General features: G+C 41.8%; 28 protein-coding genes. 4 read left to right on the top strand and 24 right to left on the bottom strand.

What is annotated here, in order from left to right; translation table 11 throughout:
- Positions 1–9: 9 nt before the first annotated feature.
- Positions 10–243, bottom strand: a complete 234-nt coding sequence (locus tag MHI60_RS16220) for a DUF5446 family protein (protein ID WP_238409345.1) — start codon at positions 241–243, stop codon at positions 10–12.
- A gap of 197 nt (positions 244–440) precedes the next feature.
- Here MHI60_RS16220 and sspM point away from each other — a divergent pair, with 197 nt between their 5' ends.
- Positions 441–545 carry an acid-soluble spore protein SspM gene (sspM, locus tag MHI60_RS16215; protein WP_012010346.1) on the top strand — a complete coding sequence of 35 codons (105 nt, stop codon included), beginning with the start codon at positions 441–443 and terminating at the stop codon, positions 543–545.
- Between the two features lie 23 nt (positions 546–568).
- On the opposite strand, the gene MHI60_RS16210 is transcribed toward sspM, so the two are convergent.
- Positions 569–1525 carry a DUF2515 domain-containing protein gene (locus tag MHI60_RS16210; RefSeq protein WP_048239359.1) on the bottom strand — a complete coding sequence of 319 codons (957 nt, stop codon included), beginning with the start codon at positions 1523–1525 and terminating at the stop codon, positions 569–571.
- A gap of 46 nt (positions 1526–1571) precedes the next feature.
- On the opposite strand from MHI60_RS16210, the gene recU reads away from it, so the two are divergent.
- Both recU and MHI60_RS16200 read left to right on the top strand, forming a co-directional pair.
- A complete protein-coding gene (gene recU, locus MHI60_RS16205) occupies positions 1572–2207 on the top strand; it encodes a Holliday junction resolvase RecU (protein ID WP_095408853.1) in 636 nt (211 codons plus the stop codon).
- Positions 2208–2226: 19 nt separating this feature from the next.
- The gene (locus MHI60_RS16200) at positions 2227–4926 is read left to right on the top strand and encodes a PBP1A family penicillin-binding protein (RefSeq protein WP_144484480.1); all 2700 of its coding nucleotides are present in this window, start codon (positions 2227–2229) and stop codon (positions 4924–4926) included.
- Positions 4927–4963: 37 nt separating this feature from the next.
- On the opposite strand, the gene MHI60_RS16195 is transcribed toward MHI60_RS16200, so the two are convergent.
- The 17 genes from MHI60_RS16195 to MHI60_RS16115 form a co-directional block, all read right to left on the bottom strand.
- Positions 4964–5473, bottom strand: a complete 510-nt coding sequence (locus MHI60_RS16195) for a YpoC family protein (protein WP_144470943.1) — start codon at positions 5471–5473, stop codon at positions 4964–4966.
- Entirely contained in the window at positions 5470–6132 is a 663-nt protein-coding gene (gene nth, locus MHI60_RS16190; protein ID WP_144484483.1) for an endonuclease III, read from the bottom strand. Before nth ends, MHI60_RS16195 begins: the two co-directional genes overlap by 4 nt.
- 17 nt (positions 6133–6149) lie before the next feature.
- Positions 6150–6854 (bottom strand): DnaD domain-containing protein, encoded by a 705-nt coding sequence (locus MHI60_RS16185; protein WP_095408857.1) that lies wholly within the window; start codon positions 6852–6854, stop codon positions 6150–6152.
- Positions 6855–6953: 99 nt separating this feature from the next.
- Positions 6954–8246, bottom strand: a complete 1293-nt coding sequence (asnS, locus tag MHI60_RS16180) for an asparagine--tRNA ligase (protein ID WP_087975939.1) — start codon at positions 8244–8246, stop codon at positions 6954–6956.
- 116 nt (positions 8247–8362) lie between these two features.
- A complete protein-coding gene (gene tseB / locus MHI60_RS16175; protein ID WP_144484486.1) occupies positions 8363–8848 on the bottom strand; it encodes a cell wall elongation/penicillin-binding protein regulator TseB in 486 nt (161 codons plus the stop codon).
- A 12-nt stretch (positions 8849–8860) separates the two neighbouring features.
- The gene (locus tag MHI60_RS16170; protein ID WP_065214698.1) at positions 8861–9031 is read right to left on the bottom strand and encodes a YpmA family protein; all 171 of its coding nucleotides are present in this window, start codon (positions 9029–9031) and stop codon (positions 8861–8863) included.
- 132 nt (positions 9032–9163) lie between these two features.
- Entirely contained in the window at positions 9164–11956 is a 2793-nt protein-coding gene (gene dinG / locus MHI60_RS16165) for an ATP-dependent DNA helicase DinG (RefSeq protein WP_144484489.1), read from the bottom strand.
- Positions 11957–12070: 114 nt separating this feature from the next.
- Positions 12071–12454: an aspartate 1-decarboxylase gene (panD, locus tag MHI60_RS16160; protein WP_024422780.1), complete on the bottom strand. Its 384-nt coding sequence runs from the start codon at positions 12452–12454 to the stop codon at positions 12071–12073.
- Positions 12447–13313, bottom strand: coding sequence for a pantoate--beta-alanine ligase (gene panC, locus MHI60_RS16155; RefSeq protein ID WP_144470950.1), 867 nt, complete (start codon positions 13311–13313; stop codon positions 12447–12449). The genes panD and panC overlap by 8 nt, the downstream gene beginning before the upstream one ends.
- Entirely contained in the window at positions 13310–14149 is an 840-nt protein-coding gene (gene panB / locus MHI60_RS16150; RefSeq protein WP_024422781.1) for a 3-methyl-2-oxobutanoate hydroxymethyltransferase, read from the bottom strand. Before panB ends, panC begins: the two co-directional genes overlap by 4 nt.
- Positions 14150–14346: 197 nt before the next feature.
- On the bottom strand, positions 14347–15330 hold the full coding sequence (locus MHI60_RS16145; protein WP_144484492.1) for a biotin--[acetyl-CoA-carboxylase] ligase: 984 nt from the start codon (positions 15328–15330) through the stop codon (positions 14347–14349).
- Positions 15303–16505, bottom strand: coding sequence for a CCA tRNA nucleotidyltransferase (locus MHI60_RS16140; RefSeq protein WP_095408863.1), 1203 nt, complete (start codon positions 16503–16505; stop codon positions 15303–15305). The genes MHI60_RS16145 and MHI60_RS16140 overlap by 28 nt, the downstream gene beginning before the upstream one ends.
- On the bottom strand, positions 16498–17643 hold the full coding sequence (bshA, locus tag MHI60_RS16135) for an N-acetyl-alpha-D-glucosaminyl L-malate synthase BshA (protein ID WP_144484495.1): 1146 nt from the start codon (positions 17641–17643) through the stop codon (positions 16498–16500). Before bshA ends, MHI60_RS16140 begins: the two co-directional genes overlap by 8 nt.
- Positions 17644–17645: 2 nt before the next feature.
- On the bottom strand, positions 17646–18350 hold the full coding sequence (gene bshB1 / locus MHI60_RS16130) for a bacillithiol biosynthesis deacetylase BshB1 (RefSeq protein WP_342502624.1): 705 nt from the start codon (positions 18348–18350) through the stop codon (positions 17646–17648).
- Positions 18337–18756 (bottom strand): methylglyoxal synthase, encoded by a 420-nt coding sequence (gene mgsA, locus MHI60_RS16125; protein ID WP_095408866.1) that lies wholly within the window; start codon positions 18754–18756, stop codon positions 18337–18339. Before mgsA ends, bshB1 begins: the two co-directional genes overlap by 14 nt.
- A 17-nt stretch (positions 18757–18773) precedes the next feature.
- Complete coding sequence (gene dapB, locus MHI60_RS16120) at positions 18774–19577, bottom strand: 4-hydroxy-tetrahydrodipicolinate reductase (protein WP_095408867.1); 804 nt, start codon at positions 19575–19577, stop codon at positions 18774–18776.
- Between the two features lie 5 nt (positions 19578–19582).
- Entirely contained in the window at positions 19583–19918 is a 336-nt protein-coding gene (locus tag MHI60_RS16115) for a nucleotide pyrophosphohydrolase (RefSeq protein ID WP_024422788.1), read from the bottom strand.
- Positions 19919–20055: 137 nt separating this feature from the next.
- On the opposite strand from MHI60_RS16115, the gene MHI60_RS16110 reads away from it, so the two are divergent.
- Entirely contained in the window at positions 20056–20928 is an 873-nt protein-coding gene (locus MHI60_RS16110; RefSeq protein WP_024422789.1) for a YitT family protein, read from the top strand.
- Between the two features lie 30 nt (positions 20929–20958).
- Here the strand turns inward: MHI60_RS16110 and ypjB are convergent, their stop codons facing one another.
- The 5 genes from ypjB to MHI60_RS16085 all read right to left on the bottom strand — a co-directional run bounded on the left by ypjB (position 20959) and on the right by MHI60_RS16085 (position 24514).
- Positions 20959–21762 (bottom strand): sporulation protein YpjB, encoded by an 804-nt coding sequence (gene ypjB / locus MHI60_RS16105; RefSeq protein ID WP_024422790.1) that lies wholly within the window; start codon positions 21760–21762, stop codon positions 20959–20961.
- A 65-nt stretch (positions 21763–21827) separates the two neighbouring features.
- On the bottom strand, positions 21828–22421 hold the full coding sequence (locus tag MHI60_RS16100; protein WP_095408870.1) for a DUF1405 domain-containing protein: 594 nt from the start codon (positions 22419–22421) through the stop codon (positions 21828–21830).
- 100 nt (positions 22422–22521) lie between these two features.
- Positions 22522–23289 carry a menaquinol-cytochrome c reductase cytochrome b/c subunit gene (locus tag MHI60_RS16095; RefSeq protein WP_095408871.1) on the bottom strand — a complete coding sequence of 256 codons (768 nt, stop codon included), beginning with the start codon at positions 23287–23289 and terminating at the stop codon, positions 22522–22524.
- A gap of 41 nt (positions 23290–23330) precedes the next feature.
- The gene (gene qcrB / locus MHI60_RS16090) at positions 23331–24005 is read right to left on the bottom strand and encodes a menaquinol-cytochrome c reductase cytochrome b subunit (protein ID WP_003215804.1); all 675 of its coding nucleotides are present in this window, start codon (positions 24003–24005) and stop codon (positions 23331–23333) included.
- Between the two features lie 2 nt (positions 24006–24007).
- A complete protein-coding gene (locus MHI60_RS16085) occupies positions 24008–24514 on the bottom strand; it encodes a ubiquinol-cytochrome c reductase iron-sulfur subunit (RefSeq protein WP_007500911.1) in 507 nt (168 codons plus the stop codon).
- Between the last annotated feature and the right edge of the window lie 92 nt (positions 24515–24606).

Raw genomic sequence — 24606 nt, 5'->3', positions numbered from 1 at the left:
ATAGAAAAGCTATCCGGCGTGATATGCCGGTCTTGCCGTCAGTTTATACTCGGCTGCATGAAGCTTCACTTCACAGTCCTTTACTTCTGATTCAAGCCTGTCAATCATTTGTTCTTGCTCTTCTATCGCTGCACGTTTTGTCTGCTTCACAGCAAGTGACAGCTCTTCCTCCACCGCATCAATTTTTCGCTCGATTTCCTCTAACAACTGCATAATGGATTCTTTTGATACAAATTCGCTCATCATCAGATTCCTCCTTTATCGTCTCTCGTTACATTCTCTTTTCTTTCTCCCCCTCCTTCACACATGACAAAACTAGAAGCAAATCGCCAATCTAAGTGTAGATGAGCGCTATTTCTTCCTTTTCGACAGATGCTTGTCCTTCTTTGTATGATTGCGTCCGATTGTGTAAATTCTAAGGACAAAAGGAGGTAGATTTCATGAAAAAGCAGCCAGCACCAAAAGAGCAAAAGCCAAAAGGGAAAGAAAACAGTACAGATCAACTTGATAAAAAGCTCGGCGGTCCTAATCGTCCATCAACGTAAAAAAAGCAGGCACCCCCTGCTTTTTATTTATGCAAAAAATAGTGCTCTAATGAGAAAAGAAAACGAAGCTGTCTTTTTTTATGAAAATACCAGTCGGTCAGCTCAATTTGTTTTGGCAGCGGCTCTGCCTCAAATAAAGATGGACTCAATTTCTTTTGAAACCAATCTTCCCTTTGATCGTCTAATGAATGTGTCATCACCGGATAAACCGTTCGAAGAAAAGGTGTTGACCTTCTAGCGATCCCTAAAAAAGGCTCAAAATCAAACCGAGACCCAGTATGCGGAACGGTATGCAAAAAATGATAAAAATCCGAAAACAAATCGGCTCGAAATAATAGTTTCGCTAGTTTTTTTCCTAATGTAATTCGCTCCTTTACATTGGAAAACTTCCGTATGGTTAATCCGTACAAATGCCCGTCCACCGTTGGAAAAACAACGGTTTGGAAATGTCCCCACTCGCTGAAAAGATATTGAATCGAGTGAAAAACATTCTTTTTCAGAAGAGGATTTTGTATAATAGGAGATTGTATAGTATATTGTTCATTTATGATGAGTGCATAAAGCAGACGCTCTCTGTCACGCTTTAGCCAGAAACGTTCCCACTCAGCACTCATAAAACGAGACACGGAGAAATAAGGCAGCAGATGAAACAAAGGTTTATTGCACCTTTTAGACCATTCATACAAAAGAAGCTGCGGGTAAGCATCTGAAAAGATCAGCCAATTCGCTCTTTCATATGCTGTGAAAAAAAGGTGCCCCTGCTGATCCGTTAAACCTGGATGGAAGAGCTCGCCCTTTAAATCTGTCATGGACCACCCAGCATTTCTCGAGACAAAGGAAGCGAGCAACGACCATTTCATCTCTGGATGCCGGTCGTAAAAGCGCTTGTAAGCATTTGTCCTCGTGAGGTTGTCTTTATTTTTCGCTTTTGTTTCACGCAAAATTTGCTGAGTGATGATGTGCTCTTCTTGGGACAACATGGTGATCTCTCCAATACAAAATGCATTAAAAGGAGGCTGAAACTTGATGATTCGGTATCCAAACGGAAAATCGTATCAGCCCATTCAACAAATTGGGACAAAAAAAAGAATCAGCGGCGAATCCTCTTATAGTAACCGCGGGATGACGCTTGAGGCTGATTTAAATGAAACGAACCAATACTATTTGGTCAACGGGATCGCAGTCATTCATAAAAAGCCTACCCCAGTTCAAATTGTGAATGTGGATTATCCAAAAAGAAGTGCTGCTGTCATTAAAGAAGCCTATTTTAAACAATCATCCACAACGGACTATAACGGGGTGTACAAAGGTCGCTATATCGATTTTGAAGCAAAGGAAACCAAAAGCACTACCTCGTTTCCGCTCAAAAATTTCCACGACCATCAAATTGAGCATATGAAACAGGTTGAAAAGCAAGGCGGTATTTGTTTCGTTATTATATCCGCTTTTGGCTCCGTTTATTATTTGCCCGCTTCAGATCTCTTTTTCTTCTGGGAGCGGCAGCAGCAAAACGGCCGTAAATCCATTAGCAAAGACGAATTAATGGAAGCAGGTCACATAATGACACTTGGATATTCGCCAAGAATTGATTATATTAAAGTAGTGGAGACACTTCATTTTTCGGATGAAAGCAAGCAGCAATTACGTTCGAAAAAGGTTTAACACGAAAGGTTGAGATGTGATGTCTGATCAATTTACAAGTCGTGAACAGCGACGTAAAGCAAGTCAAGAAAACAATAAGAAGCAAAAGAACAAAAAAGGCAAAAAGAAAGCAGGTCTATTTAAAAAAATATTTTTATCTTTACTCGTGATCGGTCTACTTTGTTTAGTTGCCGGAATCACAACTTTTGCCGTTTTTGCATCAAGCGCTCCTTCTATTGATGATAGTAAGCTTAAAACACCATACTCTTCAAAACTTTATGATAAAGACAAGAAAGTGTTTGCAGAAGTTGGTGCAGAAAAAAGAACGTATGTCTCGATAAAAGATATACCCGATGTGGTAAAAGACGCGTTTATTGCGACTGAAGATGCACGTTTTTATAAGCACCACGGGATTGATCCAATCCGTATTGGCGGTGCCCTTGTCGCAAACGTTGAGGACGGCTTTGGGGCTGAAGGCGGAAGTACAATTACGCAGCAGGTTGTGAAAAACTCCCTCCTGAGCAATCAAAAGACGTTAAAACGGAAAGTACAGGAAGTATGGCTCTCGATTCAGCTTGAGCAAAAATACTCTAAAGATGAAATTTTAGAAATGTATTTAAACCGTATTTTCTTCTCTCCTTATGCTTATGGTGTTGGGAAAGCAGCTGAACAATTTTTCGGAGTGACAGATTTAAATAAATTAACTGTTGCACAGGCTGCCACACTTGCAGGTATGCCGCAGAGTCCTTCTGCCTATAACCCAGTGAAACATCCCGAGGCAGCAGAAAAACGCCGTAATATCGTTTTAAGCCTTATGAAAAAACAAGGCTACATTTCAGAAAAAGACTATGACGTTGCAAAAGCAACCCCTGTCAATAAGACAGTTGTCTCAGCTAGTAAATATAAGAGCCAAAACTCAAGTAAGTACTCTGCTTACATTGAAGAAGTAATGGAAGAAGTACAGAAAAAAGCCAAAGTTGATGCGTCAACTGATGGATTGAAAATCTATACTTCCCTTGATCGAAATGCACAGGATCATCTAAATGATATCATCAATGGAGATTCAGTTGGATTTACGAAAGGGATGCAGGCGGGTGTGACCCTGCTTGATACGAAAAATGGTGAAATTCGCGCCATTGGCGGTGGACGTGATGTACCAGCCGGCGGCTTTAACTATGCGACGGATGCAAAACGCCAGCCAGGGTCCACAATCAAACCGATCTTAGATTACGGCCCAGTCATTGAAAACAAAAAATGGTCAACATATCAGCAAATTAATGATGCACCATATACGTACTCAAACGGTACGCCGATTAATAACTTTGACAGAAGACACTTAGGGAAAATGTCGATGAGAAGTGCTTTGGCACAATCACGTAACATTCCTGCCCTAAAAGCTTTCCAAGAAGCTGGCATGGACAATGCCGTTCAATTCGCTAATAACTTAGGTATGGACTTACCTTCTGACATTCCAGAGTCCTACTCAATCGGTGGATTTGACGATGGTGTCTCCTCCCTGAAGATGGCTGGAGCATTTAGTGCATTCGGTAATAACGGATACTATAACGAACCGCATGCTGTCACGTCTGTTGAATTTAATGACGGTACAAAACTTGACCTTACGCCGGACTCAAAAGCAGCAATGAGTGATTATACAGCATTTATGATCACAGATATGCTGAAAACTGCTGTCCAATCTGGAACTGGTACACTTGCACAAGTACCGAACGTTCAAGTAGCTGGTAAAACAGGTACAACGAACTTTATAGAAAAAGATATTAAGACACACAATATCCCTTCTGGCGGTGCAAAAGATTCGTGGTTTGTCGGTTATACGCCGCAATACACAGCAGCCGTTTGGACTGGAATCGGTAATTCAAAAGATGCAGACGGCAAAGTATGGCTGAATGAAAACGAGCAGCGTGTTGCCAAAATTGTCTTCCAGCGATTAATTTCTCAAATTGATGATGGAAGCGGCTCATTTGAAAAACCAGACAGTGTCGTTGAAGCTACGGTTGAAAAAGGATCCGACCCTGCAAAATTAGCCGGACCGAATACACCAAGTGACAAGAAGACAACAGAATACTTTGTTAAAGGAACGGTACCAACAAAAGTCTCTGACACATACGAGAAAAAAGAAGCCGATAAGCCTTCTGATTTAAAAGCGGTGTATGATGAAGAGAAAAAATCCATCACACTGACATGGGGCTATTCTGACGACGCTGATGCTACATTTAATGTCAAGCAAGCAGTTGATAATGGCGGCTATAAAGATATTCAAAACAGCTCTGCTAAAGAAGCAGTCATCTCTGATGTGAAGCCTGGCTCCACATATAAATTCCAAGTGACAGCCACTGTAGATGATGTCACAAGTAAAGCGGCTTCTACCTTCCTCACCATTAAGGATGACGCAGATGAGGAAGAAAAAGCGGATGATGAGAATAAAGAAGAAGAAGAACCACAGAAGCCTGACGACGAGCAGACAGACCAAACAGACGATAACAAAAATCAGCCCCCTGGCACTGACGAGCAAAAGCCTGATGATAAAAAAGATCAAGATCAAGGCGGAAATACAGAAAACGGAAATAATGGTTCTTCTGGTGATGGCTCAGACAGTACAAATGGGAACAGCGGCAACTCACAAACAGACAATAAAGATAAAAAGAAAGATGATGAGAAAGCCAACTCTCAAAGTTCCAATTCGCAATCAAATTCTCCTTCTCGAAAAGAAGATGAATGATGAAAAAGCACTTGCCGTAGAAGGCAAGTGCTTTTTTTTAACGCTGCTGTCTGATTTTTTTAAGTGCTTCATATTTTCCATATTGCTTTTTTAATTCCGTGTATAGCTCGTCCAATTGAATAAAGCAGTGATATTGAGTTGGTTTTAGCAAAATGAACTCTAAACGTTCCGTCCAATTAATTGGAGCAACTGGAAATGTCTCTTGCTTGATATGTTCCCATTCAAACGTTTGGATACTCTCCCCTTTGATCCAGTAAAGCATCGCGATCATACTGACGATTCCTTGCAGCATATCATCTTCTTCACAGCGGGATTTTCTTGTTTGGAAACGAGGAAGCATTTTTTCTTTTAATTCGTTCCACAGCTCAAACATCACAGGAACAAATTCTTCTGTTTTCTGCCATGGAAGCTCGTCTGTTAAAGGTTCTGAAGATAGATCATATGCAAGTGGATTGGCTCTCAGTATATCTACTCGCTCACCTTTAATCTCTACCTTTTTTTCTTTTAGCTTTTCAACATATGTGGTGAAAACAGCTGCTCCGCTCATGCCAGCTTCACCAGTCCTTTTTTCAGCCTCTTCTGCCCTTCTCTGCACATATCAAGAAGCGGACACGATTCACACTGCGGCCGCTGCGCCTTACAATGATATCTCCCAAAAAAGATCAGGCGGTGATGCGTCACAGACCAATCTTCTTTTGGCACCTTTTTCATCAAGGTTTGCTCTACTTCAAGCACAGAATCCTTCCAGCGGCAGATGCCTAGACGCTTGCTGACTCGTTCTACATGTGTATCTACTGCTATTGCCGGTACCCCAAAAGCGACCGAAACGACGACATTTGCTGTTTTCCGGCCAACCCCAGGAAGCTTGACAAGCTCATCCCGGTCCTTTGGTACTTCACCGCCATAATCTTCAATCAGCATTTTGCTCAACTTTTGAATATTTTTTGCCTTATTCCGATAAAGACCAATCGAGCGAATATCTTGCTGCAGTTCTTCAAGCGGTACACTTAAATAGTCTTCTGGTGATTTATATTTTTGAAATAGCGTTTTGGTGACCTTGTTGACAAGCACGTCTGTACACTGAGCAGAGAGTGCAACAGCAATCACAAGCTCAAATGGATTGTCATGAACAAGCTCACACTCAGCCTCTGGAAACATATCTCCTATAATATCTAAACACTCATTGATTTGTTTTTTGGTTAACATGCCTTCTCCTTTATTGGTTATTGTTCCAGCCAATTATAAAAAGGAACTTGTCGTTTGTAAGTGGACGTCTCTTCTTTTGAAGGTGGCGTTTTCTGCTGAGAACGGAAATGCTGGCTATGCTCTTTTGCCTCTTCCGCCGTTTTCAGCCCTTTCTTTTTCCACTCAAATAAAATTCGATCAATATAACGGAAATTTAATTTCCCCGACAAAACGGCTTCTCTTAGTGCCAGACGAATCATCTCAGCATCATGATGGTCTTGATCCATCCAGATCGAAAGTGTTTCTCCTTCAAGAGGAGACAGCGGTCTGCCGAATTCATCTTCAAATAAAACATATAAAGATTTTTCAGCCTGCACATGATGTTTTTGCGCTTCTTTCGCCTGTTTTGCTTCTAAAAAGTCATACAGCACGCCCCATAAAGGTTCTACTGAGTAACGGTCATGCTGAATACCAGACCTGTCTTCAAATGGCTGAATCGAGATAAATCCTTTTTGAATGAGATGCTGAACCATATACGCACACTCTTCCGCTGAAATGGTCATACCATGAGAAAGCTCTTCAAATGTTTGGAAGAAAACGCCTTGTTCTTCATTCATTTTAATTTTAAGCATCACCATCATCTGTGATTCATTCAGTCCTAACTGCTCATAATGAGCAATCAGCAAATTGGGCAAACTTGTCGACCCCATTTGCTGCATATTAATAAATTGCTGCCTATTCATCGGATACACCTCTTCATTTTAAGTATATCACGTTTTATTTCACGTGCCCCTCTAAAAAGACGTTTGAAAAAGCCTCCATTTGTTGGAGGCTTTCATGTCTTAAGGGTATAAACGGTTTAATAATCTTGGGAAAGGAATGGTTTCACGCACATGCGGCGCTCCACTAATCCAAGCAACTGTACGTTCAAGTCCAAGACCAAAACCTGAATGGGGTACAGAACCGTATTGTCTTAATTCTGTATACCATTTGTAAGTTTCCTGATCAAGCCCATGTTCTTTCAATCTTGCTTCAAGAAGCTCTAAATCATGTACACGCTCAGAACCGCCAATAATTTCTCCGTAGCCTTCTGGTGCAATCAAGTCTGCACAAAGGACAACATCTTCACGATCCGGTGCTGGCTGCATATAAAACGGTTTTAATGATGTTGGGTAATGAGTAATAAACACTGGTTTATCATAGCTTTCGGCGATCGCAGTTTCGTGAGGCGCTCCGAAGTCATCTCCCCATTCGATATCATCAAAGCCTTTTTCTTGCAAGAATTTAATCGCTTCATCGTAAGTGATGCGCGGGAATGGTGCTTTGATGTTTTCTAATTTCGCTGTATCACGGCCTAGTGTATGCAGCTCAACTTTACAGTTTTCAAGTACACTTTGAACAACATGAGACACATAATTTTCTTGATACTCAAGGTTTTCATTGAATTCGACAAAAGCCATCTCAGGCTCAATCATCCAAAACTCAATTAAATGACGTTTTGTTTTAGATTTTTCAGCTCTAAATGTTGGACCAAATGAGAATACTTTTCCGAGTGCCATTGCCGCAGCTTCCATGTAAAGCTGACCACTTTGAGAAAGGTATGCATCTTCATCAAAATATTTCGTAGCAAACAGTTCCGTTGTGCCTTCAGGTGCACTTCCAGTTAAAATTGGCGGATCTACTTTTACGAAACCTTCTTGATGGAAGTATTCATATGTAGCACGAATAATCTCGTTACGGATTTTCATAATGGCATGCTGTTTTTTAGAACGAAGCCATAAATGACGGTGATCCATTAAGAATTCTGTTCCATGCTCTTTTGGTGTAATTGGGTAATCTGTCGCTTCATGAATCACTTCAATGGATTTCACTTGCAATTCAAAACCTAATGGTGAACGCTCGTCTTTTGTCACTTGCCCTGTCACATAGACAGATGTTTCTTGTGTAACTGATTTCGCAAGCTTAAAGACTTCCTCTTCCACTTCTGCTTTTACTACGACTCCTTGAATAAAGCCTGTCCCGTCACGCAGCTGCAAAAATGCAATTTTTCCGCTTGAACGTTTATTGGCAATCCATGCGCCGATGGTTACTTCTTGATCGACGTGTTTAAACACTTGATTAATCGTTGTTTTCAACATAATTCCCTCCAAAGCCAGAAAGAAACTCACCTATTTGGCAGGTGTGAATCTTTAATTCATACATTTTATTATAACCGTTCTAAATCAGCATGGTCAACGCAAGACAGGAGAAACTACGGTGTTAAATTTTTTTCCACGTGTCCTGTCGAGAAGTCGACATAGCTGAAGCTATATTGATTGTTCTCATTTAAGTACGTCACTTCCCAAAGGAGTACGTCACCTTCTCTCGCTAATTTGACTTCTTTTAGCTTAGAGACCGTGTTCTCCTTTTGAACGGCTTGTACTGCTTGATTCGAGGTAATGCCTTCTTTTGCTTTTTTTGCGATCACTTTATCCTTTTTGCTGGCAGGAACCCAAACGTAGGTCGTTTCATTCTGTTTGTTTTTCCCTTCAACAATAAATTGTTTTTCTTTCCCGACAAAGGTTTCCACTTGCTCCACTTGTACGATGTTTGCTTGTTTTTTTGCTCGTTCGATCGCTGCGTCATGCCCTTGTTCTCTTTGTCCCATGGCAATTTGATAAATCCACGTAAAGCTGATGATGCCAATAAGCAGAACGAGAGCCACTACAGATGAAATAATCCAGACTATTTTTTTCATGTCAAGCTTCCCCTATGTGCGATATATCGTAAATACCGCTTGATTTTGGTCTTCTTGATCTAATGCTAATCCAAACATGAGATCTTCTCTTTTAAGCGTTCTGTTCAATAAGTCAACGATTTTGTATAGGTCTTCTGAATGCTTAATTTGAACAGTTGAAAGTACCTCTATTTTACTTTCCACTTCTAATTCCTCCTCGGTACGTAAATATTGTTAGTCATACTTTTCTGGACAGGAACCGATACTATTTTTACAACGGAACACAAAAAGCCGTTACGATAAATTAACTCCAAACCCACACCAGCTAAAGGCCGCTTATGACAGCGGCTTTTCGTTGTTAATGTCTTCTATATACGCTTCAAGTGACTCTTTTGACATCTCGTGAACTGGCGCATGAGGGAGTGATTCTAAAAATAGTTTTCCATATGAAGCGGTTTTCACTCGGCGGTCTAATATCAGCAATGTGCCTATGTCTTTTTCTGAGCGCAATAAGCGTCCAGCTCCTTGCTTAAAGGTTAACACAGCTTCTGGTAAAGCGACGGCTTTAAACGGGTTTTTCCCTTGTTTTTTAGCTGCATCACATTTTGCTTCAATGAGCGGAGAATCAGGCGGCCGGAACGGAAGACGTGCCATGATGACCGTTGTCAGCTCTGAGCCTGGAAAATCAACACCTTCCCAAAAACTACCCGTACCAAGTAAAATGGCTTGTTTTGCTAATTTGAACATTTTCGTTAATTTTACAGGGCTTCCGCCTGTCAAACCTTGAGCAAAAAGGGCGGACTGCATCCCTTCTGTTTTTAGCTCTTCATAGACTGCTTTTAACATCTCATGTGAATTAAACAAAACCAATATTTTTGCATGCTGCTGCTTTTCCATGATCTTAATATATCGTGCGGCTTGTTTCACATAATCTCGTTCATCACGGTTCGTAATCGGCGGCATGTCTGCTGGAACAATGACCTTAAGCTGTTTTTCAAGTTCAAAAGGTGAATCAATTTGCACAAGATGAGGGTAAAAATCTTGCAGGCCAAACCGTTCCAAGCAATAATCAAAGCGGTGATTGATGGTGAGTGTCCCTGATGTGAGGACAACACTCTTTTTGTTCATAAAGAAGCGATCAGCCAAAAGTTCCCCAGTATCTAACGGCTGTGCATGCATAAAGACTGCGTTTTTCGCACCTTTTGCATCAATTTCAATCCAAACCGTTTCATCGTTTTTCGGTTCAAAGATAAACCGGTAAAGCGTACTGCAAAAAGTATGCATAAACGACATGACTTGGTCGTATTCCTCTGCTTCAAAGGCAAAGTGTTCTGTCAGCTGATCACTTTTTTGAAGAAGCTCATTTTTTTGTTGTTCATACAGCTTCTCACAAGCAATTAACAAGGAACAAAGCTTACTTGCCGTTTCTTTAATCCGTTTCCACTGAGCATGCTTTGAATGATGACGTACTCTATGAATGAGACGATTGATGTCGGCTTTTGGTTTTGTCCTTTTCACAAATGAATGAACGGTGCTAAAGAAAGCGTCACTTTCCATTTGAAGCTGATTGAGATACTCATCCATTTCGATAAAGGTGTCCGTCTGTAACCCTGCATGATGAAATCTCTTTTTCAGTTTCTTTAACAGTCCGCCTTGTAAGGAGCCAAGCTGCGTTAATTTCGCATGAAGCTGAATATAAGATGCACTATCCCCTAGTGTTTCATTGGCTGTTTTCTCGAATTGATGGGCTTCATCTATCACATATACGTCAGCATGCTGAAAGATAGACGATGCCTCCGATTGTGATAAGAGCAGACGATGATTCGTTAAAATTAAATCAGCTGTTTTTGCCCTTCTTTTCGCGCGCTCATAAAAGCAATACTCTTTAAAGCGGCGCTTTTTCGATGTAAACGGCATATGCACACAGGAAATGCGGTCTTTTATATTGGCAGCTCCTGACGGTAAATTCAGTTCAGATAAATCACCTGTTTCTGTTACAAGGAGCCACATTAAAATTTGCGCCTTCGTTAAGACGACATCATAGTTATCATCTTCCTCATGAAGCACATGCTCAAACTTATCTAAACAAATATAATGCGCCCGTCCTTTAAATACACAGGCAGCTGGCTCAAACGGGAGCAGTTGATTCAACATCGGTACATCTCGCTGAAGCATTTGCTGCTGCAAAAGAATGGAATATGTACTTATAATGACAGGTTTTCCTGATTTCTTCGCTTCTAGAGCAGCTGGGATGAGATAAGCCAGCGTCTTCCCAATGCCCGGTGCCGCTTCAATTAATGCATAGGCTCTTTCATGAAACACGTCTCTCACTTTATTCATCATCGTGAGCTGGCCTTCTCTTACTTCATAGCCTTCTATCGTTTGCGGGAGCTTTTTTTTGATTTCTTCAAACAGCTGTTCATCATCTTCACCTACTGTATGTGTCGTCTCAGTGATAGGATTGGTGACATCTTTTACAGAAAAAGAGCCGACTTCCACCAAAGAATCTTCCCGGCTTGCATGGCTCGTTTCAAGCTGCTTAATTAAAAGTCCTATATCACTTAAGAGATAAGAGGATAATCTGCGCAGCTGTTTCAGCACATTTGGCGGTGTATGTTTTAATTGATGCAATAATGTTAAAAATAACATGGCAGTAACTTCCGCATCACTATCCGCCCTGTGCGGGTGGTCATGTGGAAGCATGAGCTCTTCACTTAATTCAGTGAGCTTATAACCTTCAAGCTCAGGATAAAGAATTCTAGAAATCTCAACTGTATCAATTGCTAGCACATCCAGCTCATTTTTCCCGCATGCTTTTAGTTCATCATTTAAAAAATTCAAGTCAAAATGAACATTGTGCGCAACAAAATAAGCACCCTGTATGAGATCATACACCTCTTGGGCAATATCCTCAAAAAACACCGCATCATCAACCATATGCTGCTGAATGCCTGTCAGCTGTTCAATAAATCCAGGGATTGCTTTTCCCGGGTTCACATATTTTGAATACCGTTCGACAATTTGTCCATTTTCAATGACCACCGCAGCTATTTGAATGATTTTATCACCCTTTTTAGGTGAATTTCCGGTGGTTTCAATATCAACGACAACAAACCTTTGATCGGTCATAAAATGGACACCTCAATTCCTCGTTTCACCCTGAAGTGAAACACGCTCTGGACAAAATAGATGAAACAGAACAGCTTCTTTTCATGAAACTGTTCTGTTTCCATGGAGCTTGCGTTATAAAATCGTTCTCGCAGGCTCTTGCCCAATCATTTGTTCAATTTGATTTTGTTTATTTAACACGACCACTTTTGGTGTATGTGTCTTTGCTTCTTCTTCTGACAGCATCCCATAAGCGATAATAATGACTTCATCCCCTGGCTGAACGAGTCTCGCTGCCGCACCATTTAGACAAATGACACCGCTCTTTCTTTCGCCGGGAATAATATATGTTTCAAGTCTCGCGCCATTATGATTATTGACAATTTGTACTTTCTCATTTGCCATCATACCTGCCGCATCAAGTAAATCTTCATCAATTGTAATACTTCCTACATAATGTAAGTTTGCTTCTGTTACCGTCGCTTTATGAAGCTTAGATGTCATAAAGGTTCTATACATGTTTTTCACCGCTTTCAGGAACATGGAAAATCACATTATCAATTAGTCTTGCCCGTGAGAATTTCACCGCAATCGCCATAATGACTTGACCTGCTAACTGCTGAAGCGGCTCAAGTTCTGGATAAGAATAGATCTCAATATAATCAATTTCTCCGCCCGTGTGAACAAGTTCCTCTTCAATCAGCTGATACACACGACTGACATCACGTTCACCTTTTTCAACAGCTGACCGGCCTTTTTTTAATGCGCGGTATAAAGCGGGTGCTTCTTGTCTTTCTTTTTCTGACAAGTACACATTCCTTGAGCTTTTCGCTAAACCGTCTTCTTCTCTGACTGTCGGTACAGATACAAGGTGAAGATCAAAGAAGAAATCCTTGATCATCGCATCGATCACAGCGACTTGCTGTGCATCCTTTAGTCCAAAGTAGACATTTGTTGGTGACACAAGATGAAACAGCTTTGTGAGCACAGTGACAACACCGTCAAAATGTCCTGGGCGTTTTTTTCCGCATAAGACATCCGTCCGCTTTTGAACCGTCATCGTAATAGATGGTTCATTTTGATACATTTCCTTCACATCAGGTGTAAATAAAATATCCACCCCTGCTCCTTCTGCAAGACGCTTGTCTCTTTCCATATCCCTTGGATAGGATTCAAAGTCTTCATTTGGTCCAAATTGCAAAGGATTGACAAAAATACTCATCACGACAATGTCATTTTGACCTCTTGCCTCTTTCGCCAGAGTCAGATGTCCTTCATGAAGAAAGCCCATCGTCGGAACAAAGCCGATGGAATGCTGCTTTTCTTGATGCTGCTTGATCAATTCTTTTAGCTCGTGAATATGGGTGACAACGTTCATTTTTTGATTCCCCCATATAAGCCATCAAGGACTTCTTCTTTGATATGAAACGTATGCATGTCCTCTGGAAATGTGCGTGCTTTTACTTCTTTTGTATATTGAATGAGCGCTTCTTCTAAAACAGTATCAATTTGCGCGTATTGTTTCACAAACTTAGGTGTTCTAGACACCCCGTATCCTACCACATCATGGTAAACGAGAACTTGTCCGTCTGCCTCAGCTCCTGCACCAATTCCGATCACAGGAATCTTCAGCATGTCGGTAATTCGTTTTGTCAGTTCGCCAGGTACGCATTCCAGCACAAGCGCGATTGCACCAGCTTCCTCACATTTCAAGCTGTCTTCAATCAATTTTTGAGCACTTTCGTGGTCTTTTCCTTGCACTTTATACCCGCCAAGTACACCAACTGATTGAGGTGTGAGGCCTAAATGACTGACGACAGGAATTCCGCCTCTTGTTAGAGCTTGAATGGATTCAAACACTCCATCTCCGCCTTCTAGCTTTAAGGCATCGGCACCGCTTTCTTGCATGATGCGAGCTGCATTTTTCATTGTTTCTTCTAACGAATAATGGTAAGACATAAATGGCATATCAGTCACAACAAATGTGTCTTTTGCGCCTCTTTTCACTGCTTTTGTGTGATGGATCATGTCATCCATCGTGACTTGAACGGTAGAATCTAGTCCAAGTACAACCATCCCAAGTGAATCACCAACTAAGATCATGTCGACTTCCGCTTTTTCCGCTTGCTTTGCAGCTGGATAGTCGTATGCGGTCAGCATCACGATAGGTTCGTTTTGTTCTTTCATTTTGAAAAAATCTAGCTTTGTCTTCATTTGTTCCTCCTCATTCTGGAGAGGAGATGGCTTGCCTCACATCACATGCTTTGATTTCTCATGTGCGGCGAATCATCCCTCTGTCCAAGTCCCTTAGGATCAAGGCAGAAATTTATCAAATTTTTCTTCCTAACAGGTACAGTTCTTTGCAGATACTGCCCACACGAAGTATATCAAAAATGTGCCGGGTGTTCCACTCAAGTCGACTTGATCTCAATGTCTGCGGAGTAGATTTTTTGGATACCGTCCTCCGTTTCAAGCAATAAAACACCTTCTTCATTGATTCCAAGCGCCTTCCCCGTATATTGCCCATTGACGGTGCGGGCAACAATATGTTGACCGATCGTCATCGCAAACGACTCCCATAATTGTTTAATCGGCGCAAATCCTTGCTTCATATATTCATCATATCTTTTTTCAAAAGTGGACATGATCCGTTGTATGAGTGCAGCACGATCCACTTTTTCATTCAGTTCCATCCGCAGACTTGTAGCAACATCCTTTAGGTCATCCGGGAAGTCATCAGCTGTTTGGTTCACATTTATGCCCGGTCCAATAATGACCGCATGAACTTGGTCAGCTTCTGCTTTTAATTCAGTCAGAATGCCAACGACCTTTTTTCCATTCAGCAAAATATCGTTTGGCCATTTAATAGTTGGATTGAGTCCTGTTTGCTGCGCAATAGCTTCTGCGATGGCTACAGATGCCAAAAGCGTCATTTGTGGCGCTTTATGCAGTGGAATTTCAGGCCGCAGAATGAGGCTCATCCAAATGCCTGTCCCATCTGGTGAATGCCACGTTCTTTGAAGACGTCCTTTTCCATTCGTCTGATGATCGCTGACAACGATCGTGCCGTGGGGCGCACCTTCATTTACAAGATCATGGGCAATCAGCTGAGTTGAAGCGACTTCTTTCTGAAAGTAAATATGCCTGCCGAAGCTCTCTGTTTCCAGACCAAACAAAATTTCGTCCTCACTAATTTTGTCCGGTTTACGAAGCAGACGGTACCCTTTTCTTCTAACTGCTTCTACCTCATACCCCTCTTTTCGCAAATCCTCCATATGCTTCCATACAGCTGTTCGGGAGCAGCCAAGCTCATCACAAATTTGCTGACTTGAGACAAAGTCCTGGCTGGATGCTGTAAATAGTTCTATTAATCGTTTTCTAATTGCTGATCGCATGCTGTAAGCCACTCCTCTATGGCTTCTTTTCGGTTTTCCAAACGGTTTTGCAAAACGGCTTTTTTTATAAAATTAAGCTCCTCTGCAATCCATTTCCCAGACGACTTTTGCCGAAATGCCATTAAATCTTTTCCTGAAACAGCGAGGTCTTGGAGCTTTTTAATCGGCAGTGCATCATAAGAACGCTTCGCTGCCTCCAGCTCATCAAAGAAAATGCGGCGCTCATGTTTTAGCTGCGTGATCTTCAAACTAGATAAGAGCACGTGTTCACCAGCTTCAAACATGTTTTCCGCATCCCAATCACAATCTACGTATTGACTAATAGCTACTGCGTCTTTCAAGAGCTTCGTTGACAGCTTCCATTCTTTTAAGAAGACCGCAGCCTCCGCTTCATCTAAACCTAGCAAATGGATGAAAGCCCCCCATACCTCTTCTAGTCCATCCAGTAAGTAATACGGAAAGGATTGGAAGGATTCATGAAGACGATCCTCTTTGAGACCTGGCAACTCTTCATATAACTTGGTTGAAATGAGCACTTGAATGGCCTGCTCACAATGACGGCCTTTTAAAAGCTTTTCCATTTCAATCTTTTTGCGCTCAACCGATATATTGGCAAGCAGATGCTTATCTTTTTTCATTGCTTCAGCCGTCTCATCAGCGAGCTCAAAGCCAAGCTGGCTTAAAAAACGGACAGCTCTCATCATGCGAAGCGCATCTTCTTGAAAGCGGCACGCAGGATCTCCTACGGTTTGAATTCGTTTCCGCTTAATATCCTGTTTACCGCCTACATGGTCAATGATTTCTCCATTTATATCCATGGCCATCGCATTAATCGTTAAATCTCTTCTTAAAAGATCTTCCTTCAGCGACGTGATAAACGCCACTTCTTTCGGTCTGCGAAAATCTTCATATTCTGATTCCGTTCGAAACGTCGTGACCTCATAGCTGACACCATCATGCAACACAATGACAGTGCCATGCTCCTTACCGACATCTACTGTTTTTTCAAATAAAGACTCAACCTTATCAGGTGTTGCATCTGTCGCAATATCGATATCACCGATTTCCCGTCCTAATAGAACATCTCTCACCGCTCCACCGACAAAGTAAGCCTGATGCCCATGTTCGTGCAGTGTATGTAATATAGGGATCGCATGTGTGAATGGTTCATTCATCTTCATCATCACCTTCGATCAATTCTAGGTAAAGCTTTTCATATTCACTCACAATCTTATCAGAGGAGAAATGAGCTTGAACACTAGACTGAGCTGCCGCTGACACTTTTTCATGAAGCGCTTCGTCTTTCAGCAGTGACACTGCGTAATTTGCTGCTCCGTCTATATCGCCGAGCGGGACAAGAAACCCTGTTTCTCCATGTGTAATGACCTCTGGAATACCGCCGACATCTGTCCCAATACAAGGGACACCGCACGCCATTGCTTCAAGAAGCACAAGCCCAAAGCTCTCCTTCTCCGAAAGAAGCAGCTTCAAATCACTTATTGAATAAAGCTCCTCAACCTTCTCTTGCTTGCCTAAAAACAACACGCGGTCTGTCAGTCCTAGTTTTTTCACAAGCTCGCATACAACCGATTTTTCAGGACCATCACCAATGAGCAGCAACTTTGCCTGCACCTGTTCAGAAATCTTTTGAAACACATGAATCACATCATGCACCCGTTTCACCTTTCGAAAGTTTGATACATGGATGATGACCTTTTCGTTCGGTAAAAGACCATAATGTGTCTTTAGCAAATCGTGATCTTCCCGCAAATACACCCGTTCATCAACAAAATTATGAATCGTATCAATCTTTTTATCTGGTTTGATGAGATCGTACGTCTGCGCAGCTAATGAATGTGACACCGCCGTCACGCCATCCGATGATTCGATGGCGAACCGGATTACTTCCTTTAATGATGGATCATAGCCTAAAACCGTAATATCCGTTCCATGAAGCGTCGTAACGACTTTCACAGAGTGTCCAGTCATTTGTTTGGCTAAGAACGCACAGACGGCATGCGGGACCGCATAATGCGCGTGAATAATATCAAGCTTTTCTCGTTTTGCGACTTCTGCCAATTTACTTGCCAGCGCAAGGTCATAAGGCGGATATTGAAAAACAGCATATTGATTCACATCCACCTCATGAAAATAAATATTCGGATATACTTTATTAAGCCTAAACGGAATGCTAGAGGTAATGAAATGAACATCGTGCCCTTTTTCAGCTAAACGTTTTCCAAGCTCTGTGGCTATAATGCCTGAGCCGCCGACACTTGGATAACAAGTAATTCCGACCTTCAGTTTTTTCATAATTACCCCCCAAGTAAGTCATCGTCCATCAACAGTGGTTTCTTTGTGATAAACCCTTCTGCATAAGCTTTGTTGACTTCTCTTCCATACATAGACTCTCTCATTTTGACAAAATCAATATAACCGTTCACAAGAGGTGTCTCTACTGAATTTGCCGATTTAACAAATTGGCTTTTATACGCATGCAAGCTATCAATTTTTTGGTGCATCTCTTCAGAAATATCAATCACAAAATCTGGACGATGGTGCCCATTAATCATGTAATAATACATTTGGCTTATTTTATGCGCTGGCTGCTTGTATGAATCTTCAAATTTATGTATACCTGCAGAAAAAGCGGCCTCTTCTACAAGTGAGCCCGCATGGCCATGATCAGGATGGCGATCTTGGTGGTGCGGAGCGAAAATCAGTTTCGGTTTGTATGTTCGAATCACGCCCGCAATTTCCTTCATCGCTTCATCATTTAGATACAGCCCTCTATCTGGCAGTGTGAGCTGGATTCTCGCTCTGACACCTAAAATAGCGGCGGCGGCTTTTGATTCTTCTTTGCGGCTCTCTACCGTTCCATTTGAAGATAATTCGGCCTGAGTTAAGTCGCAAATCCCGACGCGCGCCCCTTTTTTTACGTATTTTGCAATCGTTCCGCCCATGCCGATCTCTACATCATCGCTATGGGCACCGAATGCAAGGATATCAAGTTGTTTCATTTGTTCCTCCGTTTTTTGCTACATCTCGAAAATCAAACGTACCTTTATTTAAATTCCTGACTAAAATTTCAGCTGTTCCCATATTAGTGGCTAATGGTATGGTATACACATCGCAAAGCCGGATGAGTGCAGATACATCCGGTTCATGCGGCTGCGCAGTTAGCGGGTCTCTAAAAAAGAGCACAAGATCCATTGCATTATCAGCAATTAAAGCACCGATCTGCTGATCTCCCCCAAGTGGTCCTGACTGGAAACGATGAATGGGAAGCCCCGTCGCTTCTCTCACTCTTAAACCTGTTGTCCCTGTTGCGTAAAGTGTATGATCTGCCAAAATATCACGGTACGCGGTGGCAAATTGAATCATGTCACTTTTTTTCTTATCGTGAGCGATTAAAGCAATGTTCATCAGGAATCCACTCCTTATTAGTCGATGATATTTTCTAAACCATAGACGAGCTGATCAATATGCATGACCTGTTCCACTGAAAGCTTCACGCCTGACATAAAGGATGCACGGTTATAAGAATCATGACGAATGGTGAGCGTCTGTCCGTCCATTCCAAACAGTACTTCTTGATGTGCAATCATACCAGGAAGTCTCACGCTGTGCAGACGGATACCATCATAATCTGCTCCTCGTGCACCTTCGATTAATTCTTTCTCTTCTGGATGTCCCTGTTTCTTGCTTTCTCTTACTTCTGCAATCATTTCAGCCGTTTTTAAGCCCGTACCGCTTGGGGCATCTAGTTTTTTATCATGGTGAAGCTCAATGATTTCAACGTCAGGAAAATAATTCGCTGCCATTTTGGCAAATTTCATCATTAAGACCGCACCGACAGCAAAGTTTGGTGCAATAATACAGCCTATGCCCTTTTCTTCTGTTAATTGCTGAAGCTCTTTTAGGTCATCTTCTGAAAATCCAGTTGTTCCTACGACTGGACGCACGCCATGTTCAAGTGCTTTTTTTGTATGTACTTTCCCGATTTCTGGTGTTGTCAGATCAATTAATACATCTGGTGCTGTTTCTGAAAGACACACATCAATATCCGTATAAATTGGCGCATTAGATGTCGTATGAATCACATCAGATAATTTTTTTCCTTCATGCGCGTGATCAAGTGCGGCCACCAGCTCAAAATGGCCTGTTTCTTCCGCCAGCTTCACAGCCTCTATCCCCATTCTTCCTCTTGCTCCAGCGATTACTACTTTGATGGTTTCGTTCGTCATCGTCTCTACTTCCCTTCTTTTTTCGTCCAGCGGTCTTTATCTCTTGTATTGAATTTATGCATCACACGATCATGTGCTTCTTCTAGTGAAATATCAAGTGAATTAGCGAGGCATGTTAACACAAACAAAACATCGCCAATTTCTTCTTCCATGCTTTTTTCTGTTTCCGTTGTTTTTTTCGGCTTTTCTCCATAGTAATGGTTAACCTCTCTTGCCAGCTCCCCTAATTCTTCTGTCAGACGGGCCATCATCGCAAGCGGGCTGAAATAGCCTTCTTTAAATTGTCCTATGTAATCATCTACTTCTTGCTGTACGTGACGCAGCGTTTTTTCTTTCGTCATGAAGCTCATCCTCCTATCCATCTCTTACATGTTAGCGAAATCATAAATATTTGACAAATGTTTAAGACTCAGTTTGCTTGTTTCTCTCCCATACCATATAATATTATCGCTGTCTAAGCAAAAAAAGGAGTGGTCTCTTGCTAAAAGAAATTCGTCTTAAAAATATCGTCTTTATTTTAATAGGATCTGCGATTTTTTCTTTCGGTCTTGTTCATTTTAATATGCAGAACAATTTGGCGGAAGGCGGATTTACAGGTATTACACTGCTTTTATATTTTCTATTTCACATTGACCCATCTATTTCAAACCTTGTCTTAAACATTCCGATCTTTTTTATTGGCTGGAAAATGCTCGGCAGAACGATGTTTACTTATACAATAGTAGGAACAGTCAGTCTTTCTGTCTTTCTTGCTATCTTCCAGCGCTTTCAAATACATATGCCTCTCCAGCACGATTTAGCCTTAGCCGCCCTCTTTGCAGGTGTGTTTATCGGAACAGGCCTTGGGATCATCTTTAAATTCGGCGGTACAACAGGCGGTGTGGACATCATTGCAAGACTGATCAATAAGCATTATCAAGTGGCCATGGGACGAACAATGTTCATCTTCGACGCATGCGTCATTACCATCTCTCTTACCTACTTAAATTATAAAGAAGCAATGTATACACTAGTCGCAGTGTTTGTTGCTGCGAAGGTCATTGACTTCATGCAAGAAGGCGCTTACGCTGCCAAAGGCGCCATGATTATCTCTGAAAAAGACGACATCATTCAAAAGAAAATCACAGATGAAATGGAGCGCGGTGTCACCATCTTAAAAGGAGTCGGTTCCTATACGAAACAGGAGCGCAACGTTCTTTATTGCGTCGTTCCGAAAAACGAGCTTGTCCACCTCAAAAGCGTCGTGACCTCAGTCGATCCTCATGCGTTTGTATCTGTCAGTGACGTGCATGATGTACTCGGTGAAGGCTTCACATTAGATGAACACAAAAAGCCGCTCAATCCGCATTAAAAAAGAAGCACCAGTTTTGGGCTTCTTTTTTTATGATTTAGGATAATCAGCCTGACGTTTTTGCTTCTTTTCTTTTTCAGCACGATATTTCCGAAATCCAACATACGTTAACGTTAATAAAATGATACTCCCGGTTGTTAAGATGACCCATAAAAGTGATGGATCAGCTTCATCTTCATCGACGTGAGCAAACACACTCGACAAATCCTCTTCCAGCTTCGTGAGACGTTCAAGCTTTGTCCCACTTGAAGCTTTTAAAAATTCACCTTGCTCAATCACTTCCATGTGCTGCTTAATTGTTTGGAGCTTTTCAGGCGAAATATCAATGGTTAAACTCGGATAGATCATATCGTATAAAGAAACCAGCTCATTCCAAGTTTCATAAAATGTCGTCGATTCTGGATCTTTCACTTCTTTTTTCAAAGTAGGAAAAGACCCCATAATGGGCTTCTCGAGCGAACCCCAAAGAGGCTCAGAATCCGACTGGATCGCATCGAGCAGCATTCTAAATTGAGAAGCATAACGAAGCTTTTCGCGCTCATTCAATTCTTCCTGCGGCAGCCCTTTGATCATATCTTGATAGCCAAGTGTAATTTGCCGAATCTGCGTATTCGTCAAAGTTCCACGCCAATTCTCAGCTTTAAATGTCTTTTCTACATACAATGCGACTTGTAATGCCTCATCATATTTAGCTTGTCTCGTTAATTGAAAGATGGAATCTGATAGTTCCGTTAATTCTTGCAGCGTGTTAGCAGCTGTTTCCTCACCCTTAACAACAGCTGGCTGTAATACGAGAAAAAATAATAGAATCATCGCGATTGGCTTTCGTTTCATGCAAGTCCCTCCTAGCCCTTCTCCTTACAGTGTATGAAGAAAAGGACAAGGTTAGACCAACATTGTTAAGGGAGTTCCAGCTTGACCGATTTTTTCGATAGAACGAGATAATACGAAACAAGAAGAACCGCGATACTTAACCAAAACGTCGCGTAGCCGATCTCATTTGAATAGGCAGACAACATAGAATAACGCGGCATCATACCAAATACATAATCAATCACATCGTTATGTAAAATCCAAATGCCAGCTACCACGAGATGTCGCATTTGAAAACGATAATACGGCGCAAACAATACGGCCTGAACCGCCATCGCAAAGTGAGACCCAATCAGCATGTATCCTTCCCACGGAAAATCATCAACAGATAAAAGCACAAAGATATTCATTCCTACCGCCCATAGCCCATATTTAATCAAGGTTACAAGAGCAAGTGCTTCAAAATAAGGAGCGTTTCGTTTCATTAAAAACGCAAGTAATACAAATAAAAAGAAAAAGCTGGCCGTTGGACTATCTGGTACAAAAGCTAAAAAGACAGCCGGCGTCTCTACGAGCTGCGGAATATACCAATAGTATCCATACACAGTGCCAAGGAAATTGATAATAAGCACCAGCACAAGCATGTAGCGCGTCGCTAGCAAATATTGAATCCATCTCATATGTCTCTTCACTCACGATCTGTTAAAATCAGAAAAAAGCTGACAGCGCCAGCTTTTTCTCTTTTGAGTATATCCTTGTACTTGCATTTAAACAACTGAATTATTTTGATTTGACCTCAGATAAATATTTAGAGAGCTTTTCGAGTTCTTCATCACTGCCTTTAAAGACACCCTTAGGCATGTTGCCTTTTCCTTCTACAGCGATTTTAGCGATCTCCTCAGGCGAAAGACCGTTGTCAACAAGTGACGGTCCGGCTGCTCCGCCCTGCATGTTATCCCCGTGGCAGGAGATACATGTCTGCTCTTGATAAATTTTATACTCCTCAGCTGAAGTATCAATTTCCGCTTCTTTCTTAATCTCACCTTGTTTTGCCGCTGCTTCCCAATCATGAGTTGCAACAGACTCCCACGTTAAATATGTTGCTGCGCCGACTGCAAGGATCATCATCCCGACTGCAATTGGTCTTCTATACGGTCTGCGTTCTGGACCTGAGTCAAGAAATGGTGCGAGCAAAAGTGCACCAAACGCAATTCCAGGCATAATCATCGCGCCAACGACAGTGAATTTTCCTGCAGCAAATTCATATTTTAATAACTGGTACAAAAATAGGAAATACCAGTCTGGCAGCGGAATATAGCCAGTATCTGTTGGATCAGCCATCCGCTCAAGCGGAGGCGCATGAACAACAGTTAGGACAAGAAATCCAATTAAAAAAACGGCACCTACAAGCCATTCCTTTAAAAGAAAGTTCGGCCAAAAGGCTTCTGTTTTTCCCGGATATTCGGAATAGTCTTTAGGTATGTTAGGTTTTCTTTCTGCCGGTATTCTGGAATCTCCGACAAACTTCATCCCTTTTCCCCTATGCAAAGTCATCCCCTCCTCATTGAACATTCATCAAACGCAACATTTTATAGCGGTCCAGAAATTCCTTGCTTACGAATCATAATAAAGTGGGCAGCCATCAGCCCAAATAATGCCGCTGGCAAGAAAAAGACATGGATAGCGAAAAATCTCGTCAGCGTTTGTGCCCCTACAATGTCCGGATGACCTGCAAGCAGCGTTTTGATCTCTTTACCAATGAAAGGTGTTGCTTCTGCAATTTGAAGACCAACCTTCGTCGCAAACAGCGCCTTCATATCCCATGGTAAAAGATAACCTGTAAAACCAAGTCCAAGCATCACAAAGAAAATGAGCACACCAACAATCCAGTTCAGCTCTCTAGGCTTTTTATACGCCCCTTGGAAAAAGACCCTTAGCGTATGTAAAAACATCATCACAATGACTAAACTCGCACCCCAGTGGTGCATCCCTCTGACAATCTGGCCAAATGCCACTTCATTTTGCAAATAATAGACAGATTCCCAGGCATTTTTAATATCCGGCACGTAATACATCGTTAAAAACATGCCCGAAAGGACTTGAATGACTGTCACAAAAAACGTTAAACCACCAAAACAATACACAAAAGCGGAGAAATGATGTGCTGGATTGACGTGCTCTGGCACCTCGTGATCCGCGATATCTCTCCATATCGGTGTAATGTCCAGCCGCTCATCTACCCAATCGTAAATCTTGTTAAGCATCGTTACCCTTCCCCTTTCGGCACAGCTTTTCCAAGATAGAGGTATCCGTCCTTCACTTGCTGCTTATAATGGTCAAGCGGTGCAAGCGGTGGAGTTCCGGGTACGTTTGTACCATCCTTGTCGTACAGCCCGTAGTGGCACGGGCAGAAAAATTTGTTTGGATTTTTCGGATCACTGTTCCAGTTCACTGTACATCCTAAATGTTTACAGATTGGCGATAAAGCGACAATTTCATCCCCTTCTTTGTACACCCATGCTGACCTAGATTCCTTTGACTCGTACCATGCATCTACTTGATCAATTTTAAAGTCAAAGCGCTTCGGTTCCTTTGTCAGTTCATCTACACTGACAACTTGAACCATATCCTGATCCTCTGTTCCTTTTAGCACAGGGTCAAGCGCAAAGCGAACCATAGGCATGAGCATTCCAGCGGCCATAAATCCCCCCACGCCGGTCAACGTGTAATTCAAAAATTGACGCCTGGACACTCCATGTCTCTTCTCGCTCATTTTTTTCTCCCCCCCTCAGGTCGTCAGCTACTTTATAACTGAATTAGAAAAAATTTCATAAAACTAGGACACCCTCATAATATATCAATCTA

The sequence above is a fragment of the Bacillus sp. FSL K6-3200 genome, assembly GCF_038630485.1.
In the GTDB taxonomy this organism is placed as follows: domain Bacteria; phylum Bacillota; class Bacilli; order Bacillales; family Bacillaceae; genus Bacillus; species Bacillus safensis.
Note: the sequence above shows the minus strand (reverse complement) of the source record. Positions and strands in the feature narration are given on the sequence as shown.

Excerpts from the sequence above, each read along its gene's own strand:
- MHI60_RS16220 (WP_238409345.1), bottom strand. The coding sequence starts at position 243 with ATGAGCGAATTTGTATCAAAAGAATCCATTATGCAGTTGTTAGAGGAA.
- sspM (WP_012010346.1), top strand. The coding sequence starts at position 441 with ATGAAAAAGCAGCCAGCACCAAAAGAGCAAAAGCCAAAAGGGAAAGAA.
- MHI60_RS16210 (WP_048239359.1), bottom strand. The coding sequence starts at position 1,525 with ATGTTGTCCCAAGAAGAGCACATCATCACTCAGCAAATTTTGCGTGAA.
- recU (WP_095408853.1), top strand. The coding sequence starts at position 1,572 with ATGATTCGGTATCCAAACGGAAAATCGTATCAGCCCATTCAACAAATT.
- MHI60_RS16200 (WP_144484480.1), top strand. The coding sequence starts at position 2,227 with ATGTCTGATCAATTTACAAGTCGTGAACAGCGACGTAAAGCAAGTCAA.
- MHI60_RS16195 (WP_144470943.1), bottom strand. The coding sequence starts at position 5,473 with ATGAGCGGAGCAGCTGTTTTCACCACATATGTTGAAAAGCTAAAAGAA.
- nth (WP_144484483.1), bottom strand. The coding sequence starts at position 6,132 with ATGTTAACCAAAAAACAAATCAATGAGTGTTTAGATATTATAGGAGAT.
- MHI60_RS16185 (WP_095408857.1), bottom strand. The coding sequence starts at position 6,854 with ATGAATAGGCAGCAATTTATTAATATGCAGCAAATGGGGTCGACAAGT.
- tseB (WP_144484486.1), bottom strand. The coding sequence starts at position 8,848 with ATGAAAAAAATAGTCTGGATTATTTCATCTGTAGTGGCTCTCGTTCTG.
- dinG (WP_144484489.1), bottom strand. The coding sequence starts at position 11,956 with ATGACCGATCAAAGGTTTGTTGTCGTTGATATTGAAACCACCGGAAAT.
- panD (WP_024422780.1), bottom strand. The coding sequence starts at position 12,454 with ATGTATAGAACCTTTATGACATCTAAGCTTCATAAAGCGACGGTAACA.
- panC (WP_144470950.1), bottom strand. The coding sequence starts at position 13,313 with ATGAACGTTGTCACCCATATTCACGAGCTAAAAGAATTGATCAAGCAG.
- panB (WP_024422781.1), bottom strand. The coding sequence starts at position 14,149 with ATGAAGACAAAGCTAGATTTTTTCAAAATGAAAGAACAAAACGAACCT.
- MHI60_RS16145 (WP_144484492.1), bottom strand. The coding sequence starts at position 15,330 with ATGCGATCAGCAATTAGAAAACGATTAATAGAACTATTTACAGCATCC.
- MHI60_RS16140 (WP_095408863.1), bottom strand. The coding sequence starts at position 16,505 with ATGAATGAACCATTCACACATGCGATCCCTATATTACATACACTGCAC.
- bshA (WP_144484495.1), bottom strand. The coding sequence starts at position 17,643 with ATGAAAAAACTGAAGGTCGGAATTACTTGTTATCCAAGTGTCGGCGGC.
- bshB1 (WP_342502624.1), bottom strand. The coding sequence starts at position 18,350 with ATGAAACAACTTGATATCCTTGCATTCGGTGCCCATAGCGATGATGTA.
- mgsA (WP_095408866.1), bottom strand. The coding sequence starts at position 18,756 with ATGAACATTGCTTTAATCGCTCACGATAAGAAAAAAAGTGACATGATT.
- dapB (WP_095408867.1), bottom strand. The coding sequence starts at position 19,577 with ATGACGAACGAAACCATCAAAGTAGTAATCGCTGGAGCAAGAGGAAGA.
- MHI60_RS16115 (WP_024422788.1), bottom strand. The coding sequence starts at position 19,918 with ATGACGAAAGAAAAAACGCTGCGTCACGTACAGCAAGAAGTAGATGAT.
- ypjB (WP_024422790.1), bottom strand. The coding sequence starts at position 21,762 with ATGAAACGAAAGCCAATCGCGATGATTCTATTATTTTTTCTCGTATTA.
- MHI60_RS16100 (WP_095408870.1), bottom strand. The coding sequence starts at position 22,421 with ATGAGATGGATTCAATATTTGCTAGCGACGCGCTACATGCTTGTGCTG.
- qcrB (WP_003215804.1), bottom strand. The coding sequence starts at position 24,005 with ATGCTTAACAAGATTTACGATTGGGTAGATGAGCGGCTGGACATTACA.
- MHI60_RS16085 (WP_007500911.1), bottom strand. The coding sequence starts at position 24,514 with ATGAGCGAGAAGAGACATGGAGTGTCCAGGCGTCAATTTTTGAATTAC.